The following is a 14,739-nucleotide window of genomic DNA, read 5'->3' as shown; positions in this document are numbered from 1 at the left end:
GGCCTTAACCGAAAGCAGAATTTGAGTGGAGAAAACCATGAGTGCAGCCCAAAGCGTCGGTCCGCAAGCGTTACCGGCCCTGCAGGAACAAGTCGAGCAGATCCTGGCCGAGGCCAAGCGCCAGGGGGCCAGTGCCTGTGAAGTTGCGGTGTCGCTGGAGCAGGGCCTGTCGACATCGGTGCGCCAGCGCGAAGTGGAAACCGTTGAGTTCAACCGTGACCAGGGATTTGGCATCACCTTGTACGTGGGTCAGCGCAAAGGCTCGGCCAGTACCTCGGCCAGCGGTCCGGAAGCGATTCGTGAAACTGTGGCCGCTGCATTGGCAATCGCCAAGCACACCTCCGAGGATGAAAGCTCGGGCCTGGCTGACAAGGCATTGATGGCCAAGGACTTGAAGGATTTTGATCTGTTTCATGCCTGGGACATCACGCCGGAGCAAGCTATCGAACAGGCCCTGACCTGTGAGGCGGCGGCATTCGATGCCGACAGCCGCATCAAGAATGCCGATGGCACCACACTGAGTACGCATCAGGGCTGTCGCGTGTACGGAAACAGCCATGGTTTTATTGGCGGTTATGCGTCCACTCGCCATAGTTTGAGCTGCGTGATGATTGCTGAGGCCAATGGCCAGATGCAGCGCGATTACTGGTACGACGTGAATCGTCAGGGTGAGTTGCTGGCAGACCCGGTGAGCATTGGCCAACGCGCCGCACAACGCGCCGCGAGCCGTCTGGGTGCGCGCCCGGTGCCGACCTGTGAAGTACCTGTGCTGTTTTCGGCTGAACTGGCCGGAGGCTTGTTCGGCAGTTTCCTGGGCGCGATTTCCGGCGGCAACCTGTATCGCAAGTCATCGTTCCTTGAGGGGGCTATCGGCCAGAAGCTGTTTCCTGAATGGCTGACCATCGATGAGCGTCCACACTTGATGCGTGCCATGGGCAGTTCGGCGTTCGACGGTGACGGCTTGGCAACCTATGCCAAACCATTCGTCGAGAACGGTGAGCTGGTCTCCTACGTACTGGGCACCTACGCTGGCCGTAAACTCGGACTGCCCAGCACAGCCAACTCGGGCGGCGTGCATAACCTGTTTGTGACCCACGGGGGTGAGGACCAGGCAGCATTATTGCGGCGCATGGGGCGCGGTCTGCTGGTGACCGAATTGATGGGCCATGGCCTGAACATGGTCACCGGTGACTATTCCCGAGGCGCGGCAGGTTTTTGGGTGGAAAACGGCGAGATTCAGTTCGCCGTCCAGGAAGTGACCATCGCCGGCAACATGCGCGATATGTTCAAGCAGATCGTTGCCGTGGGTAATGATCTGGAACTGCGCAGCAATATCCGCACCGGTTCGGTGTTGATCGAGCGAATGACCGTCGCCGGTAGCTAACACCTCCCCTCGCTTCATAAAAGGCACGCCATCCCACGATGGCGTGCTTTTTTTATGCGCGCGCCGCAGGACGATTAGTCGGCCGCTATTGTTTTGATTCTCAATATCATTTAATAATAAATATCATTACCGAGCGAGTGTGGAGCATGAGTTCTGTCCTGCATGAGGATCCGTACCTGGAAAGCTGGCGCTGGATGAGCCGTCAGATTCGCTGTGGCCTCGATCCCAATGAGCCTCGCCTGATCGAACATTACCTCAGCGAGGGGCGATACCTGGCGTGTTGCACCGCGACCCATCCGTGGACCATTGCTGAAACAGCGTTCCGCCTGTTGATCGACACCGCCAGCGATATCGCGCTGCCGTGGCATTGGCGTTCCATGTGCCTGGACCAGGCCTGGCGCCCGCTGCGAGACCTGGAAAAACTTTCCCACTGTGCCTGCCGCCTCAAGCGCTGGCAGACCTTTGCCTGGCAATTGGCGACGTGCCAATTGCTGCCTTCGATTTCTCACTCCGACTTGGTGCAAGGATCTTCCGATGAGTAACACCCGTATCGAACGCGACAGCATGGGCGAGCTGCAAGTACCTGCCGAGGCCCTGTACGGCGCCCAAACCCAGCGTGCGGTGAATAACTTTCCGATCAGTCACCTACCCATGCCGGCGCAATTCATTCGTGCACTGATCCTGGCCAAGGCGGCAGCAGCCAAGGTCAACGTCGATCTCAAGCAGATCAGCGCAGGCCAGGGCAAGGCCATTGTCGACGCAGCCCAGGGCTTGCTGGAAGGCGATTTCATGCCGCATTTCCCGGTGGATATCTTCCAGACCGGCTCCGGCACCAGTTCCAACATGAACGCCAACGAAGTGATCGCGACCCTGGCCAGCCGTTTGCTGGGCGAGGCGGTCAACCCCAATGACCATGTGAACTGCGGGCAAAGCAGCAACGACATCATCCCGACAACCCTCCATGTCAGCGCCGCGCTGGTGTTGCATGAGCAAACATTGCCGGCCTTGCTGCACCTGGTGCAGGTGATCGAGCAGAAAGCCGAGGAGGTTCATCCCTTCATCAAGACCGGCCGCACACACCTGATGGACGCGATGCCGGTACGCATGAGTCAGGTGCTCAATGGCTGGGCGCAGCAACTCAGGGCCAATATCGGCCACCTGCAAGGCTTGCTGCCGAGCCTGCAAGCCCTGGCGCAGGGCGGCACGGCGGTGGGTACGGGAATTAATGCGCCCCCGGAGTTTGCCGCACGTTTCAGTCAGCAACTGAGCAGCCTGACCGGTGTGAAGTTCACGCCGGGCAAGAACCTGTTCGCGCTGATTGGCTCCCAGGACACTGCGGTCGCCGTCTCTGGCCAATTGAAAGCCACCGCGGTGTCGCTGATGAAAATCGCCAATGACCTGCGCTGGATGAACTCCGGCCCACTCGCTGGCCTGGGTGAAATCGAGCTGGAAGGCTTGCAGCCTGGCTCGTCGATCATGCCGGGCAAGGTCAATCCGGTGATCCCGGAGGCGACCGCCATGGTGGCTGCGCAAGTCATCGGCAATGACACGGTGATCACGGTTGCCGGCCAATCCGGCAACTTCGAACTGAACGTGATGCTGCCGATCATTGCCCAAAACCTGCTCAGCAGCCTGGAGCTGCTGGCCAATGCCAGCCGTTTGCTGGCGGACAAAGCCATTGCCAGCTTCAAGGTCAACGAGGCCAAGCTCAAGGAGGCGTTGTCACGCAATCCGATCCTGGTCACCGCGCTCAATCCGATCATTGGTTACCAAAAGGCCGCTGAAATCGCCAAGAAGGCCTATCAACAGGGTCGTCCAGTGATCGATGTCGCTCTTGAACACACTGACTTGCCTCGCAGCCAACTGGAAATCCTGCTGGATCCGGAAAAGCTCACGGCCGGCGGCGTGTAACCACCGACCCCGCTTTGGAGGCTCACCATGGAGCACTGGAAACGCACGATCGAACGCGCCAATCGCTGCTTTATGCAGGGTGATCTGGTCGATGCTCGTGAGGCCTATCTGCAGGCCCTGGCCCTGGCCCAGGTATTGTTTGAACGCTGGTCGGATGCTGACGAAGCAGTGGCGGCTTGCGTGATTTCCCATCACAACCTGGCGGACCTGCACCTGCGCCTGAACCAGCCAGAGGAAAGCGCCGAGTACCTGTGCGCCATTCACCAGCGCCTGCTTCAAACCATGCAGGACGCACGCTTGAGCCCACAACTGCGCGAAGCGGCGTTGCATCAGAGCAGTAAGACCTACGTCGAATTATTGAATTTCATCAGCGATCACGGTGAGTACCCGCGTACCCATCGCCTGCTGGGCGGTACTGCGGCGCATCCGACCTCTCCTCAATACGGAGCACATTGATATGACTTACACCTTGCCTGCCTTGCCTTACGCCTATGACGCCCTGGAACCGCATATCGATGCGCAAACCATGGAGATTCACTACACCAAGCATCACCAGACCTACATCAACAACTTGAACGCGGCGGTCGAGGGCACCGAATTCGCCGGTTGGCCGATAGAGAAACTGGTGTCCAGTGTTCAGCAATTGCCGGAGAAACTACGCGCGGCGGTGATCAACCAGGGCGGTGGCCACGCCAATCACTCGCTATTCTGGGCCGTGATGTCGCCCGAAGGCGGGGGCAAGCCTGAAGGGGCCCTCGGCAAGGCAATCGATGAGCAACTGGGTGGTTTCGACCGTTTCAAAGACGCTTTTACCAAGGCGGCGTTGACCCGTTTCGGCAGTGGCTGGGCCTGGCTGAGCGTTACCCCGCAAAAGACCCTGGTGGTGGAAAGCAGCGGTAACCAGGATAGCCCGTTGATGAACGGCAATACGCCGATCCTTGGCCTGGATGTCTGGGAACACGCCTACTACTTGCAGTACCAGAACCGTCGCCCGGAATACATCAATGCCTTCTACAGTGTTATCAACTGGCCGGAAGTCGCCGCACGCTATCAAGCCGCCCTGGCCTGACATTCACCCTCATAACAAGATCTAAGGCCGACTATGGGCACTGAAACATTGGCGATCAGCAGCGTGCGAATGTTCCGTTATGCGTTTGGCTCGCTGCTGTTATTGGCAGGGACGGCATTGCTGGTGGCCCACGGGCTGGCCTGGCTGGACCTGGCACCGCGAATCCTGCGCGCGTTGCAGGGCGGGGCGATCTGCGCGCTCGGCACGGCGCTGGGTGCGGTGCCGGTGCTGGTGATTCGGCGGATGCCGGTGGCCTTGGGCGATACCTTGTTGGGCTTTGGTGCCGGTGTGATGTTGGCGGCGACTGCCTTTTCATTGGTTGTACCGGGCATAACGGCGGCCCAAAGCCTGGGGCTCTCGCCCTGGGGCGCGGGCGGCTTGATCAGCTTCGGCATCATGCTGGGGGCCTTCGGGTTGTATCTGGTGGATCGCAAAGTTTCTGGTGCCAGCCCGGAAATGTTGGTGGGCACTCCGGAAAAACCGGTAATCCCGCCGCGCATCTGGCTGTTTGTATTCGCCATCATCGCTCACAACATTCCGGAAGGCATGGCGGTTGGCGTTTCTGCCGGTGGCGGCATGCCGGATGCCGACAGCCTGGCCATGGGCATTGCCTTGCAGGATGTACCAGAAGGGCTGGTAATTGCCTTGGTATTGGCCGGGGCGGGGATGTCGCGGGTCAAGGCGTTCCTGATCGGTGCCGCTTCAGGTTTGGTAGAACCGGTATTCGCCGTGCTCTGCGCCTGGTTGGTGAGCCTGGCGCAGGTGTTGTTGCCTCTGGGGCTGGCGCTGGCGGCTGGGGCGATGTTGCTGGTGGTGACCCACGAAGTCATCCCCGAATCGCGCCGCAATGGCCACGAAAAGCTGGCCAGCCTTGGCTTGTGCATCGGGTTCTGCTTGATGATGGTGATGGATACTGCATTGGGCTGAGGCCATTGCGGCCTCGTGCCTGAGTCAAAAGCGGGTTTATTCGCCTTCGTCAAAGTAATTGTTGATCAGCGCCACCAGGGCATCCATCGCTTCCTGTTCTTGCTCGCCTTCGGTCTTCAAATGAATCTTTGTGCCCTTGCCGGCAGCCAGCATCATCATGGCCATGATGCTTTTGCCATCGACCATGGTTTCCGGGGTGCGCCCGGCGCGGATCTGGCAGGGAAACTGCCCGGCAACACCGACGAACTTGGCCGAGGCTCGGGCGTGCAAACCTAGCTTGTTGATGATTTCAATTTCCAGAGCGGGCATCGCGGGGGTGTTCCTTTCAGCTAAGGTCGCGGTGGCGAACCTGGACGTTCTTGAGGGTTTGTTGCAGCACCTGGCCCAGGCGCTCGGTCAGGTAGACGGAGCGGTGGTGGCCGCCGGTGCAGCCGATGGCAATGGTGACATACGCGCGATTGCTCGCGGCAAAGCGCGGCAACCATTTGAGCAAGTAGCTGGAAATGTCCTGGAACATCTCCTCTACATCAGGCTGCGCGGCCAGATACTCGGCCACAGGTTGGTCAAGCCCGGACTGCTCACGCAGTTCAGGCTTCCAGTAGGGGTTGGGCAGGCAGCGCACATCGAACACCAGGTCGGCATCCACCGGCATCCCACGCTTGAAGCCGAATGACTCGACGAGAAACGCCGTGCCGGGCTCCGGCTGGCTCAGCAGGCGCAGCTTGATAGCGTCGCGCAGTTGATACAGGTTGAGACTGGTAGTGTTGATCTTGAGGTCGGCCAGATCAATGATCGGGCCCAGCAGCTTGGTTTCGTCCTCGATGGCTTCGGCCAGGGAGCGGTGCGGGCTGCTGAGCGGGTGGCGTCGACGGGTTTCGGAGAAACGCTTGAGCAGTGTCTCCTCGTCGGCGTCCAGGTACAGCACATCACAGTGGATGTGCTTGGCGCGCACTTCTTCAAGCAGTTCAGGGAAGCGCGACAGGTGGCTGGGCAAGTTGCGCGCGTCAATCGAAACGGCTACCAGCGGTTGCGCCAATTCGGTGTGAATAAGTGCACGTTCCGCCAGTTCCGGCAGCAGGCCGGCGGGCAGGTTGTCGATGCAATAGAAGCCGCTGTCCTCAAGCACATTGAGCGCGGTGCTTTTACCCGAGCCTGAGCGGCCGCTGACGATGATCAAACGCATGATTAATGCCCGTTTTGTTCATCCAGGACAACTTGATACAGCGCCTCATTGCTGCTGGCACTGCGCAGTTTGTCGCGGACGTCCTTGCGGTCGAGCATGCTGGCGATCTGCCGGAGCAGTTCCAGGTGCGCATCGGTGGCGGCTTCCGGGACCAGCAGCACAAACAGCAGGTCGACCGGGGCACCGTCGATGGCGTCGAAATCGATAGGAGCTTCCAGGTGCAGCAGGGCGCTCACGGGACTATTGCAACCTTTGAGGCGGCAGTGAGGAATGGCGATACCGTTGCCAAAACCGGTGGAGCCGAGTTTTTCACGGGCAACCAGCGCTTCGAAGACATCTTGCATCTCCAGATCCGGCACTTCGCGGGCGATCAGGTTGGCAATTTGTTCGAGGGCTTTTTTCTTGCTGCCGCCCGGCACGTTCACGAGGGAACGGCCGGGGGTCAGGATGGATTCAAGTCGGATCATGGGGGGAGGGTTAACGACCTGTACCTTGCATCAGGTGCAGATTCTTTTCCTTATGCTTTATGAGTTGGCGGTCCAGCTTGTCGTAGAGCGAGTCAATCGCCGCGTACATGTCCTCATGTTCAGCATTGGCGACGAGCTTGGCATTCGGTACGTGCAGGGTGGCCTCGATTTTCTGCTTGAGCTTATCGACCTCCATGATGACCTGCACGTTGGTGATCTTGTCAAAATGCCCCGCAAGCTTGTTCAGCTTGCTCTCGGTGTACTCACGCAGGGGCTTGGTGACTTCCAGCTGGTGTCCACTGATGTTGACTTGCATACAGCTTCTCCTTCGTTGCCAGTGCATAAAGCGGCGGGTGGAAATACCCGCCACTGGAACGCTGTGGCTCGCCCGTTACATCAAACGCTTACGCTCGCTGGAAGGCGCGATCCCAAGGGATTCGCGGTACTTGGCGACGGTTCGACGGGCGACCTGAATGCCTTGTGCCTCCAGTAAACCAGCGATCTTGCTGTCACTCAACGGCTTTTTCTGATTTTCCGCGGCAACCAGTTTTTTGATGATCGCGCGGATCGCCGTGGACGAGCATTCGCCGCCCTCTGAGGTGCTGACGTGGCTGGAAAAAAAGTATTTCAGCTCATAGATACCCCGTGGGGTATGCATGAATTTCTGCGTGGTCACCCGTGAAATCGTCGACTCGTGCATGCCCACCGCCTCGGCGATGTCATGCAGGACCAGCGGCTTCATCGCCTCGTCGCCGTACTCCAGGAAGCCGCGCTGGTGCTCGACGATCTGGGTGGCCACTTTCATCAGGGTTTCGTTGCGGCTTTGAAGGCTCTTGATGAACCAGCGCGCTTCCTGCAACTGGTTGCGCATGAAGGTATTGTCGGCACTGGTGTCGGCGCGTTTTACAAAACCGGCGTATTGCGGGTTGACGCGCAGGCGCGGCACCGACTCCTGGTTAAGCTCCACCAGCCAGCGTTCGTTGTCCTTGCGCACGATCACATCGGGGATCACGTATTCGGCTTCGCTGGATTCGATCTGCGAGCCCGGGCGCGGGTTGAGGCTTTGCACCAGTTCGATGACCTGGCGCAGGTCATCTTCCTTGAGCTTCATGCGGCGCATCAACTGGCTGTAGTCGCGGCTGCCCAGCAGGTCGATGTAATCGGTGACCAGGCGTTGGGCTTCCGCGAGCCACGCAGTCTTGGCGGGCAGCTGGCGCAGTTGCAGCAGCAGGCATTCGCTCAGGGTGCGCGCGCCGATACCGGCGGGTTCGAACTGCTGGATGCGGTGCAGGACGGCTTCGATTTCGTCCAGCTCGATGTCCAGTTCCGGGTCGAAGGCATCGAGAATTTCTTCGAGCGTCTCGTCCAGATAGCCCTGGTTGTTGATGCAGTCGATCAGGGTCACGGCGATCAGGCGATCGGTGTCCGACATCGGCGCCAGGTTAAGTTGCCACAGCAGATGGCTCTGCAGGCTTTCGCCGGCGGAGGTGCGGGTGGTGAAGTCCCACTCGTCATCGTCGTTGCTGGGCAGGCTACTGGCGCTGGTCTGGTAGACGTCTTCCCAGGCGGTGTCCACCGGGAGTTCGTTGGGAATGCGTTCGTTCCAGTCGCCTTCCTCAAGGTTATCCACCGTCGGGGCAGTTTCCTGGTAGGACGGTTCCTGCACGTCGGAATTGGGTTTTTGCTCGATGTTGTCGGCCAGCGGGTCTGCATTATCGAAGTCGTCGCCCTCTTCCTGGCGTTCGAGCATCGGATTGGACTCCAAGGCCTCCTGGATTTCCTGTTGCAGGTCCAGGGTCGACAATTGGAGCAGGCGGATGGCCTGTTGCAGCTGCGGTGTCATCGTCAGCTGCTGGCCCATTCTCAGGACTAGCGATGGTTTCATGGCAGGGGCTTAACACCTTATTCGCCGGCGCATTGCGCCATCCACGACAGGGCGCGTGAGCGCCAAACATAAGCAAATTATATGCCTGATATCGGGGGCTTTGCCTAGAGCGCGGTAACAATAAAAAACTCGAGGTTTTTATTGACTCCCGCGCTCCAGGCGACCGACTTGCCGCCGCCTTGTCGGTACGGACAGGTTTACAGGCGGAACTCGTGACCCAGGTACACTTCCTTGACCAGTTCGTTGGCGAGGATAGTCGCGGAGTCACCCTCGGCGATCAACTGGCCATCGTTGACGATATACGCGGTTTCGCAGATATCGAGGGTTTCACGCACGTTGTGGTCGGTGATCAATACACCGATACCCTTAGCCTTGAGGTGATGGATGATCTGCTTGATGTCACCGACCGAGATCGGGTCGACGCCGGCAAACGGTTCGTCCAGCAAGATGAACTTGGGGGCGGTCGCCAGGGCGCGGGCGATTTCCACGCGGCGGCGCTCACCACCGGACAGGCTCATGCCCAGGTTGTCGCGAATATGGTTGATGTGGAATTCCTGCAACAGGCTTTCCAGCTCCTTGCGGCGCCCATCGCGGTCGAGTTCCTTGCGGGTCTCAAGGATCGCCATGATGTTGTCCGCGACCGACAGTTTGCGGAAGATCGACGCTTCCTGGGGAAGATAGCCGATACCGGCCCGCGCACGGCCGTGCATCGGCTGGTGGCTGACATCCAGGTCGTCGATCAGGACGCGACCCTGGTCCGCTTGGACCAGGCCGACGATCATATAGAAGCAGGTGGTCTTGCCGGCGCCGTTGGGGCCGAGCAAGCCGACGATCTGGCCGCTGTCGATCGACAGGCTGACGTCGCGCACGACCTGACGGCTTTTATAGGCCTTGGCCAGATGCTGGGCTTTCAGGGTTGCCATTACTCGGCCTTCTTCTTCGGCTGGATAACCATGTCGATGCGTGGGCGCGGCGCGGTGACCTTGTTGCCATTGGCGCGACCGGCGTTAGCGATCTGCTTCACGGTGTCATAGGTGATTTTTTCACCTTCCGTGGAGTTGCCGTCCGGGCTCAGCACTTTGGCCTGGTCAATCAGGACGATGCGATTCTGCTGGGCGTGATACTGGATAGTCTTGCCGTAACCTTTCATCGGACCCGTGTCGGTAGCCGACTGCTTCTGTTCGAAGTAAGCCAGGTTGCCTACCGAGGTCACGACGTCGATGTCACCGCTTTGGGTGCGCGTCAGCGTTACGGTATTACCGGTGATTTTCATCGAGCCCTGGGTGATGATCACGCCGCCGGTGTAGGTCGCTACACCTTGCTTGTCATCCAGTTGCGCATCATCAGCCGAAATGTGGATCGGCTGCTGGCTATCGTTCGGCAGAGCCCAGGCGCTCACGCTTCCCAGTACAGCGCCCAGGCCGAGCAAAATAGGGAGAGTTTTAACGAGCCTCATACTGTCCTCTTACGTTCGATAGCAGGTGTATCCTGCTTTCTTTCAAATACGCTTTCATTCCCTTGCCAGTCGATACACCGCCAGCGCCGTCGATTCTAACGTCTTGCTCGGTCTGCGCATATTGCTTCTGTGGGAATACGGTCATGCGACTGCTGGTAATCACGGTGTCACGGTTCTTGGCATCGGTGCGCGCGACGCGCACCGAGTCAATCAGCTCCACCTGGGTGCCGTCCGGGTTCACTTCGCCACGCTTGCTGGTGACGTGCCAGGGAAACTCGGTGCCGCGATAAAGGTTCAAGTCCGGGTTGGTCAGCAAGGTGACTTCGCTGGCCTTCAAATGCTCGACCTTGTCCGAGGTCATTTCATACTGCACCTTGCCGTCGGGCAGGAACTGCACGCTGTAGGCGTTGGTGGCGTAATAGTCGATAGCGCCGTTGTCGACCTGCGCAGCAGGCTGGTCGAGGAAGCGCTCCGGGCTGATATTCCAGTAGCCCACCGCCAGGAACAGCGCGGCGATGACTCCGAATAGCAGGAAGTTGCGAATCTTTTTGCTCAGCATATAACGCTCTATAAGTAGGCGGCGTGGGCCGCTTCAAGGCTGCCCTGGGCTCGCAGAATCAGCTCGCAGAACTCACGGGCCGCACCTTCGCCACCACGGGCGGTGGTGATGCCGTGGGCGTGCTCGCGAACGAACGCCGCCGCGTTGGCGACGGCCATGCCCAGGCCCACCCGGCGAATGACCGGCAAGTCCGGCAGGTCATCGCCCAGGTAGGCGACCTGCTCATAGCTTAGGTTGAGTTGGCCAAGAAGCTCGTCCAGCACCACCAGTTTATCCTCACGGCCCTGATACAGGTGAGCAATCCCCAGGTTTTGTGCGCGGCGTTCCACAACGGGGGTTTTTCGACCGCTGATAATCGCCGTTTGCACACCTGCCGCCATCAGCATCTTGATGCCCTGGCCGTCCAGTGTGTTGAATGTCTTGAATTCGCTGCCGTCTTCGAGAAAGTACAGGCGGCCATCGGTCAGCACGCCATCAACGTCGAAAATCGCCAACTTGATGTGCTTGCCGCGTTGCAACAAATCGCTGGTCATTTACATCACTCCCGCACGCAACAAGTCGTGCATGTTCAGGGCGCCTACCGGGTGGTCGTGATTATCGACCACCACCAGCGCGCCGATCTTGTGGTCTTCCATGATCTTCAATGCCTCGGCCGCGAGCATCTCGGGGCGTGCGGTCTTGCCGTGTGGGGTCATGACCGCGTCGATGGTTGCGGTGTGGATGTCGATGGTGCGGTCCAGGGTGCGACGCAAGTCACCGTCGGTGAACACGCCGGCCAGGCGCCCGTCGGGTTCCAGGATCACGGTCATGCCCAGGCCCTTGCGGGTCATTTCCATCAACGCGTCCTTCAGCAGGGTGCCGCGCTGTACGTGAGGCAATTCATCGCCCGAATGCATGACATTCTCGACTTTCAGCAGCAGGCGACGGCCCAGGGCGCCGCCAGGATGTGAAAACGCGAAATCTTCAGCGGTGAACCCGCGGGCCTCCAGCAACGCTACGGCGAGGGCGTCGCCCATGACCAGCGCGGCGGTGGTGGAGGAGGTCGGCGCCAGATTCAGCGGGCAGGCTTCGTGGGCCACGTGAACATTCAGGTTCACTTCGGCGGCCTTGGCCAGCGTCGAGTCCGGGTTGCCGGTGATGCTGATCATCTGGATCCCCAGGCGCTTGATCAGCGGCAGCAGGGTCACGATTTCGTTGGTGGTGCCGGAGTTGGACAGCGCCAGGATGATGTCATCCTTGGTGATCATGCCCATGTCGCCGTGGCTGGCCTCGGCGGGATGCACGAAAAACGCGGTGGTTCCGGTGCTGGCCAGTGTGGCGGCGATCTTGTTGCCGACGTGGCCCGACTTGCCCATGCCGACCACGACAACGCGGCCCTTGCTGGCCAGAATCATCTCGCAGGCGCGTACGAAATCTGCGTCGATATGTGCCAGCAAGCCTTCTACGGCTTCAAGCTCGAGGCGGATGGTGCGTTGTGCGGATTGAATAAGGTCGCTGGATTGGCTCATGTCTGAAATCGTATAGCCTGACGAAAAGTCGGCGATTATAGCGGTAATGATCGATTCCCTCACGCAAGTTCGTCATGCTTTATTCAGCGAGTGCCTGAGATTCCAGCCTTGGTAACATAGCCGGCAACGTTTTTTCCCTGTCCTGTATCTGAACAAGCACAGTTCCGGCCTTGGGCGCGTTGTACCAGCAGTGATATAGTGCGCCGCCAGTTCGGTCCGCCCAGCCCATGTGGCTATCTATTGCGTCACCGTTGCAAACGTTTGTCGCAAGCGTGGTGTCTGAGTGAGAGGCTGCATCCCAAGGAGTTTAGATGAGTGCCGATAACGCCTACGCGGTCGAGCTGAAGGGACTGACCTTCAAGCGCGGGACGCGCAGCATCTTCAATAATGTCGATATTCGCATTCCCCGCGGCAAGGTAACGGGCATCATGGGGCCGTCCGGCTGCGGCAAGACTACGCTGTTGCGCCTGATGGGCATGCAACTGCGCCCCAGTGCCGGCGAAGTGTGGGTCAACGGTCAGAACCTGCCGACGCTGTCGCGCAGCGATCTGTTCGATGCGCGCAAGCATATGGGTGTCCTGTTCCAGAGCGGTGCGTTGTTCACCGACCTCGATGTCTTCGAGAACGTGGCGTTTCCGCTGCGGGTGCACACCCAGCTGTCCGATGAAATGATTCGTGACATTGTGTTGCTGAAACTCCAGGCCGTGGGCCTTCGCGGTGCCATCGACCTGATGCCTGACGAGCTGTCCGGCGGCATGAAGCGCCGTGTGGCCCTGGCGCGGGCCATTGCCCTCGACCCGCAGATCCTCATGTACGACGAACCCTTCGTCGGCCAGGACCCGATCGCCATGGGCGTGCTGGTGCGCTTGATCCGGCTGCTCAACGATGCGTTGGGCATTACCAGCATCGTGGTGTCCCATGACCTGGCGGAAACCGCGAGCATTGCCGACTACCTCTATGTAGTGGGCGATGGCCAGGTGCTGGGGCAGGGCACGCCTGAAGAACTGATGAACGCCGACAACCCGCGTATTCGCCAATTCATGACCGGCGATCCTGATGGCCCTGTGCCTTTTCACTTTCCGGCAGCGGATTACCGCTCAGATCTTCTGGGGAAGCGCTGATGCGCAAGACATCTCTCATCGAAAAGGTTCGCCTTTTCGGTCGCTCCGGCATCGACATGGTCGAAGTACTGGGCCGTTCGACGATTTTCCTGTTTCACGCCTTGCTCGGCCGCGGAGGCATTGGGGGCGGGTTTGGCTTGTTGATCAAGCAGCTGCATTCGGTCGGTGTAATGTCCCTGGTGATCATCGTGGTTTCCGGGATTTTCATCGGCATGGTGCTGGCATTGCAGGGCTTCAATATCCTTTCCGGCTACGGTTCGGAACAGGCCGTTGGGCAGATGGTCGCCCTGACGCTGTTGCGTGAGCTGGGGCCGGTGGTCACCGCATTGTTGTTTGCGGGCCGCGCCGGTTCGGCGTTGACCGCCGAAATCGGCAACATGAAGTCCACCGAGCAGTTGTCCAGCCTCGAAATGATTGGCGTGGACCCGCTCAAGTACATTGTTGCCCCGCGCCTGTGGGCCGGCTTCATTTCCCTGCCACTGCTGGCGATGATCTTCAGCGTGGTGGGAATCTGGGGCGGCTCGTGGGTGGCGGTAGACTGGCTGGGCGTCTATGACGGCTCTTACTGGGGCAACATGCAGAACAGCGTGACCTTCAGCGGCGACGTGCTCAACGGCATCATAAAGAGCATCGTCTTCGCCTTTGTAGTGACCTGGATCGCCGTATTCCAAGGCTACGACTGTGAGCCCACCTCAGAAGGGATCAGTCGTGCCACCACCAAGACCGTTGTGTACGCCTCGCTGGCTGTACTGGGCCTTGACTTCATTTTGACCGCCTTGATGTTTGGAGATTTCTGATGCAAAACCGCACTGTGGAAATCGGTGTCGGCCTTTTCTTGCTGGCTGGCATCCTGGCTTTACTGTTGCTGGCCCTGCGGGTCAGCGGCCTTTCGGCCAGCCCCACCGCCGATACTTATAAACTTTACGCGTACTTCGACAATATCGCCGGTTTGACTGTCAGAGCTAAAGTGACCATGGCTGGTGTGACCATCGGCAAGGTCACGGCAATCGATCTGGACCGCGACAGCTTTACCGGGCGAGTGACGATGCAACTGGACAAGAAGGTCGATAATCTGCCGACTGACTCCACTGCATCTATCCTCACAGCGGGTTTGCTGGGCGAGAAATACATCGGTGTCAGCGTGGGCGGGGAAACAGCCCTGCTCAAGGATGGCTCGACCATCCACGACACGCAGTCGTCGCTGGTGCTTGAAGACCTGATCGGTAAATTCCTGCTCAATACGGTCAATAAAGACGCCAAATGAGGAAT

19 protein-coding genes are annotated in these 14,739 nt (G+C 59.3%); 9 read left to right on the top strand and 10 right to left on the bottom strand.

The annotated features are described in order from the left end of the window. Positions 1 to 37: 37 nt before the first annotated feature. The 6 genes from pmbA (at position 38) to JWR98_RS01025 (ending at position 5,291) form a co-directional block, all read left to right on the top strand. Entirely contained in the window at positions 38 to 1,384 is a 1,347-nt protein-coding gene (gene pmbA / locus JWR98_RS01050) for a metalloprotease PmbA (RefSeq protein WP_205489143.1), read from the top strand. A 146-nt stretch (positions 1,385 to 1,530) separates the two neighbouring features. Beyond that, the gene (locus tag JWR98_RS01045; RefSeq protein ID WP_003171796.1) at positions 1,531 to 1,926 is read left to right on the top strand and encodes a hypothetical protein; all 396 of its coding nucleotides are present in this window, start codon (positions 1,531 to 1,533) and stop codon (positions 1,924 to 1,926) included. After that, entirely contained in the window at positions 1,919 to 3,295 is a 1,377-nt protein-coding gene (locus JWR98_RS01040) for a class II fumarate hydratase (protein WP_205489142.1), read from the top strand. The genes JWR98_RS01045 and JWR98_RS01040 overlap by 8 nt, the downstream gene beginning before the upstream one ends. 27 nt (positions 3,296 to 3,322) lie before the next feature. Continuing rightward, positions 3,323 to 3,751 carry a hypothetical protein gene (locus tag JWR98_RS01035; protein ID WP_078731577.1) on the top strand — a complete coding sequence of 143 codons (429 nt, stop codon included), beginning with the start codon at positions 3,323 to 3,325 and terminating at the stop codon, positions 3,749 to 3,751. Position 3,752: 1 nt separating this feature from the next. Next, a complete protein-coding gene (locus JWR98_RS01030) occupies positions 3,753 to 4,364 on the top strand; it encodes a superoxide dismutase (protein ID WP_078731578.1) in 612 nt (203 codons plus the stop codon). Positions 4,365 to 4,397: 33 nt separating this feature from the next. Beyond that, entirely contained in the window at positions 4,398 to 5,291 is an 894-nt protein-coding gene (locus JWR98_RS01025) for a ZIP family metal transporter (protein WP_205489141.1), read from the top strand. 36 nt (positions 5,292 to 5,327) lie between these two features. Here the strand turns inward: JWR98_RS01025 and JWR98_RS01020 are convergent, their stop codons facing one another. The 10 genes from JWR98_RS01020 to JWR98_RS00975 form a co-directional block, all read right to left on the bottom strand. Further along, a complete protein-coding gene (locus JWR98_RS01020; protein ID WP_078731580.1) occupies positions 5,328 to 5,600 on the bottom strand; it encodes an HPr family phosphocarrier protein in 273 nt (90 codons plus the stop codon). 16 nt (positions 5,601 to 5,616) lie between these two features. Beyond that, the gene (gene rapZ, locus JWR98_RS01015) at positions 5,617 to 6,474 is read right to left on the bottom strand and encodes an RNase adapter RapZ (RefSeq protein WP_078731581.1); all 858 of its coding nucleotides are present in this window, start codon (positions 6,472 to 6,474) and stop codon (positions 5,617 to 5,619) included. A gap of 2 nt (positions 6,475 to 6,476) precedes the next feature. Beyond that, positions 6,477 to 6,941, bottom strand: coding sequence for a PTS IIA-like nitrogen regulatory protein PtsN (ptsN, locus tag JWR98_RS01010; RefSeq protein WP_078731582.1), 465 nt, complete (start codon positions 6,939 to 6,941; stop codon positions 6,477 to 6,479). A gap of 10 nt (positions 6,942 to 6,951) precedes the next feature. Further along, positions 6,952 to 7,257 (bottom strand): ribosome hibernation-promoting factor, HPF/YfiA family, encoded by a 306-nt coding sequence (gene hpf, locus JWR98_RS01005; RefSeq protein WP_003171804.1) that lies wholly within the window; start codon positions 7,255 to 7,257, stop codon positions 6,952 to 6,954. Positions 7,258 to 7,332: 75 nt separating this feature from the next. Further along, entirely contained in the window at positions 7,333 to 8,826 is a 1,494-nt protein-coding gene (locus tag JWR98_RS01000) for an RNA polymerase factor sigma-54 (protein WP_078731583.1), read from the bottom strand. Positions 8,827 to 9,023: 197 nt separating this feature from the next. Beyond that, on the bottom strand, positions 9,024 to 9,749 hold the full coding sequence (lptB, locus tag JWR98_RS00995) for an LPS export ABC transporter ATP-binding protein (protein WP_003171806.1): 726 nt from the start codon (positions 9,747 to 9,749) through the stop codon (positions 9,024 to 9,026). Further along, complete coding sequence (gene lptA / locus JWR98_RS00990) at positions 9,749 to 10,282, bottom strand: lipopolysaccharide transport periplasmic protein LptA (protein WP_078731584.1); 534 nt, start codon at positions 10,280 to 10,282, stop codon at positions 9,749 to 9,751. Before lptA ends, lptB begins: the two co-directional genes overlap by 1 nt. Then, positions 10,269 to 10,841 (bottom strand): LPS export ABC transporter periplasmic protein LptC, encoded by a 573-nt coding sequence (gene lptC, locus JWR98_RS00985; RefSeq protein ID WP_078731585.1) that lies wholly within the window; start codon positions 10,839 to 10,841, stop codon positions 10,269 to 10,271. Before lptC ends, lptA begins: the two co-directional genes overlap by 14 nt. 8 nt (positions 10,842 to 10,849) lie before the next feature. Then, positions 10,850 to 11,374, bottom strand: coding sequence for a KdsC family phosphatase (locus JWR98_RS00980; RefSeq protein ID WP_003171809.1), 525 nt, complete (start codon positions 11,372 to 11,374; stop codon positions 10,850 to 10,852). Continuing rightward, on the bottom strand, positions 11,375 to 12,349 hold the full coding sequence (locus JWR98_RS00975; protein ID WP_078731587.1) for a KpsF/GutQ family sugar-phosphate isomerase: 975 nt from the start codon (positions 12,347 to 12,349) through the stop codon (positions 11,375 to 11,377). Between the two features lie 311 nt (positions 12,350 to 12,660). On the opposite strand from JWR98_RS00975, the gene JWR98_RS00970 reads away from it, so the two are divergent. Genes JWR98_RS00970 through mlaD form a run of 3 tightly spaced genes read left to right on the top strand, consistent with a single transcriptional unit; the run spans position 12,661 to position 14,734 of the window. Then, positions 12,661 to 13,470, top strand: coding sequence for an ATP-binding cassette domain-containing protein (locus JWR98_RS00970; protein ID WP_003171811.1), 810 nt, complete (start codon positions 12,661 to 12,663; stop codon positions 13,468 to 13,470). Continuing rightward, positions 13,470 to 14,267, top strand: coding sequence for a lipid asymmetry maintenance ABC transporter permease subunit MlaE (mlaE, locus tag JWR98_RS00965; protein ID WP_078731588.1), 798 nt, complete (start codon positions 13,470 to 13,472; stop codon positions 14,265 to 14,267). Before JWR98_RS00970 ends, mlaE begins: the two co-directional genes overlap by 1 nt. Continuing rightward, the gene (gene mlaD, locus JWR98_RS00960) at positions 14,267 to 14,734 is read left to right on the top strand and encodes an outer membrane lipid asymmetry maintenance protein MlaD (RefSeq protein WP_003171814.1); all 468 of its coding nucleotides are present in this window, start codon (positions 14,267 to 14,269) and stop codon (positions 14,732 to 14,734) included. The genes mlaE and mlaD overlap by 1 nt, the downstream gene beginning before the upstream one ends. Positions 14,735 to 14,739 lie beyond the last annotated feature (5 nt).

The sequence above is a fragment of the Pseudomonas lactucae genome (assembly GCF_016937615.1).
Taxonomy (GTDB): Bacteria; Pseudomonadota; Gammaproteobacteria; order Pseudomonadales; family Pseudomonadaceae; genus Aquipseudomonas; species Aquipseudomonas lactucae.
This window is presented reverse-complemented; position numbering and strand designations above follow the sequence as displayed.

What these genes read in the sequence shown, in the direction of transcription:
- rapZ (WP_078731581.1), bottom strand. Translation starts at nt 6,474, where the DNA reads ATGCGTTTGATCATCGTCAGCGGCCGCTCAGGCTCGGGTAAAAGCACC.
- mlaD (WP_003171814.1), top strand. Translation starts at nt 14,267, where the DNA reads ATGCAAAACCGCACTGTGGAAATCGGTGTCGGCCTTTTCTTGCTGGCT.
- lptB (WP_003171806.1), bottom strand. Translation starts at nt 9,749, where the DNA reads ATGGCAACCCTGAAAGCCCAGCATCTGGCCAAGGCCTATAAAAGCCGT.
- lptA (WP_078731584.1), bottom strand. Translation starts at nt 10,282, where the DNA reads ATGAGGCTCGTTAAAACTCTCCCTATTTTGCTCGGCCTGGGCGCTGTA.
- hpf (WP_003171804.1), bottom strand. Translation starts at nt 7,257, where the DNA reads ATGCAAGTCAACATCAGTGGACACCAGCTGGAAGTCACCAAGCCCCTG.
- JWR98_RS01025 (WP_205489141.1), top strand. Translation starts at nt 4,398, where the DNA reads ATGGGCACTGAAACATTGGCGATCAGCAGCGTGCGAATGTTCCGTTAT.
- ptsN (WP_078731582.1), bottom strand. Translation starts at nt 6,941, where the DNA reads ATGATCCGACTTGAATCCATCCTGACCCCCGGCCGTTCCCTCGTGAAC.
- JWR98_RS00975 (WP_078731587.1), bottom strand. Translation starts at nt 12,349, where the DNA reads ATGAGCCAATCCAGCGACCTTATTCAATCCGCACAACGCACCATCCGC.
- JWR98_RS01035 (WP_078731577.1), top strand. Translation starts at nt 3,323, where the DNA reads ATGGAGCACTGGAAACGCACGATCGAACGCGCCAATCGCTGCTTTATG.
- JWR98_RS01000 (WP_078731583.1), bottom strand. Translation starts at nt 8,826, where the DNA reads ATGAAACCATCGCTAGTCCTGAGAATGGGCCAGCAGCTGACGATGACA.
- JWR98_RS00980 (WP_003171809.1), bottom strand. Translation starts at nt 11,374, where the DNA reads ATGACCAGCGATTTGTTGCAACGCGGCAAGCACATCAAGTTGGCGATT.
- JWR98_RS01045 (WP_003171796.1), top strand. Translation starts at nt 1,531, where the DNA reads ATGAGTTCTGTCCTGCATGAGGATCCGTACCTGGAAAGCTGGCGCTGG.
- JWR98_RS01020 (WP_078731580.1), bottom strand. Translation starts at nt 5,600, where the DNA reads ATGCCCGCTCTGGAAATTGAAATCATCAACAAGCTAGGTTTGCACGCC.
- JWR98_RS01040 (WP_205489142.1), top strand. Translation starts at nt 1,919, where the DNA reads ATGAGTAACACCCGTATCGAACGCGACAGCATGGGCGAGCTGCAAGTA.
- JWR98_RS00970 (WP_003171811.1), top strand. Translation starts at nt 12,661, where the DNA reads ATGAGTGCCGATAACGCCTACGCGGTCGAGCTGAAGGGACTGACCTTC.
- lptC (WP_078731585.1), bottom strand. Translation starts at nt 10,841, where the DNA reads ATGCTGAGCAAAAAGATTCGCAACTTCCTGCTATTCGGAGTCATCGCC.
- mlaE (WP_078731588.1), top strand. Translation starts at nt 13,470, where the DNA reads ATGCGCAAGACATCTCTCATCGAAAAGGTTCGCCTTTTCGGTCGCTCC.
- pmbA (WP_205489143.1), top strand. Translation starts at nt 38, where the DNA reads ATGAGTGCAGCCCAAAGCGTCGGTCCGCAAGCGTTACCGGCCCTGCAG.
- JWR98_RS01030 (WP_078731578.1), top strand. Translation starts at nt 3,753, where the DNA reads ATGACTTACACCTTGCCTGCCTTGCCTTACGCCTATGACGCCCTGGAA.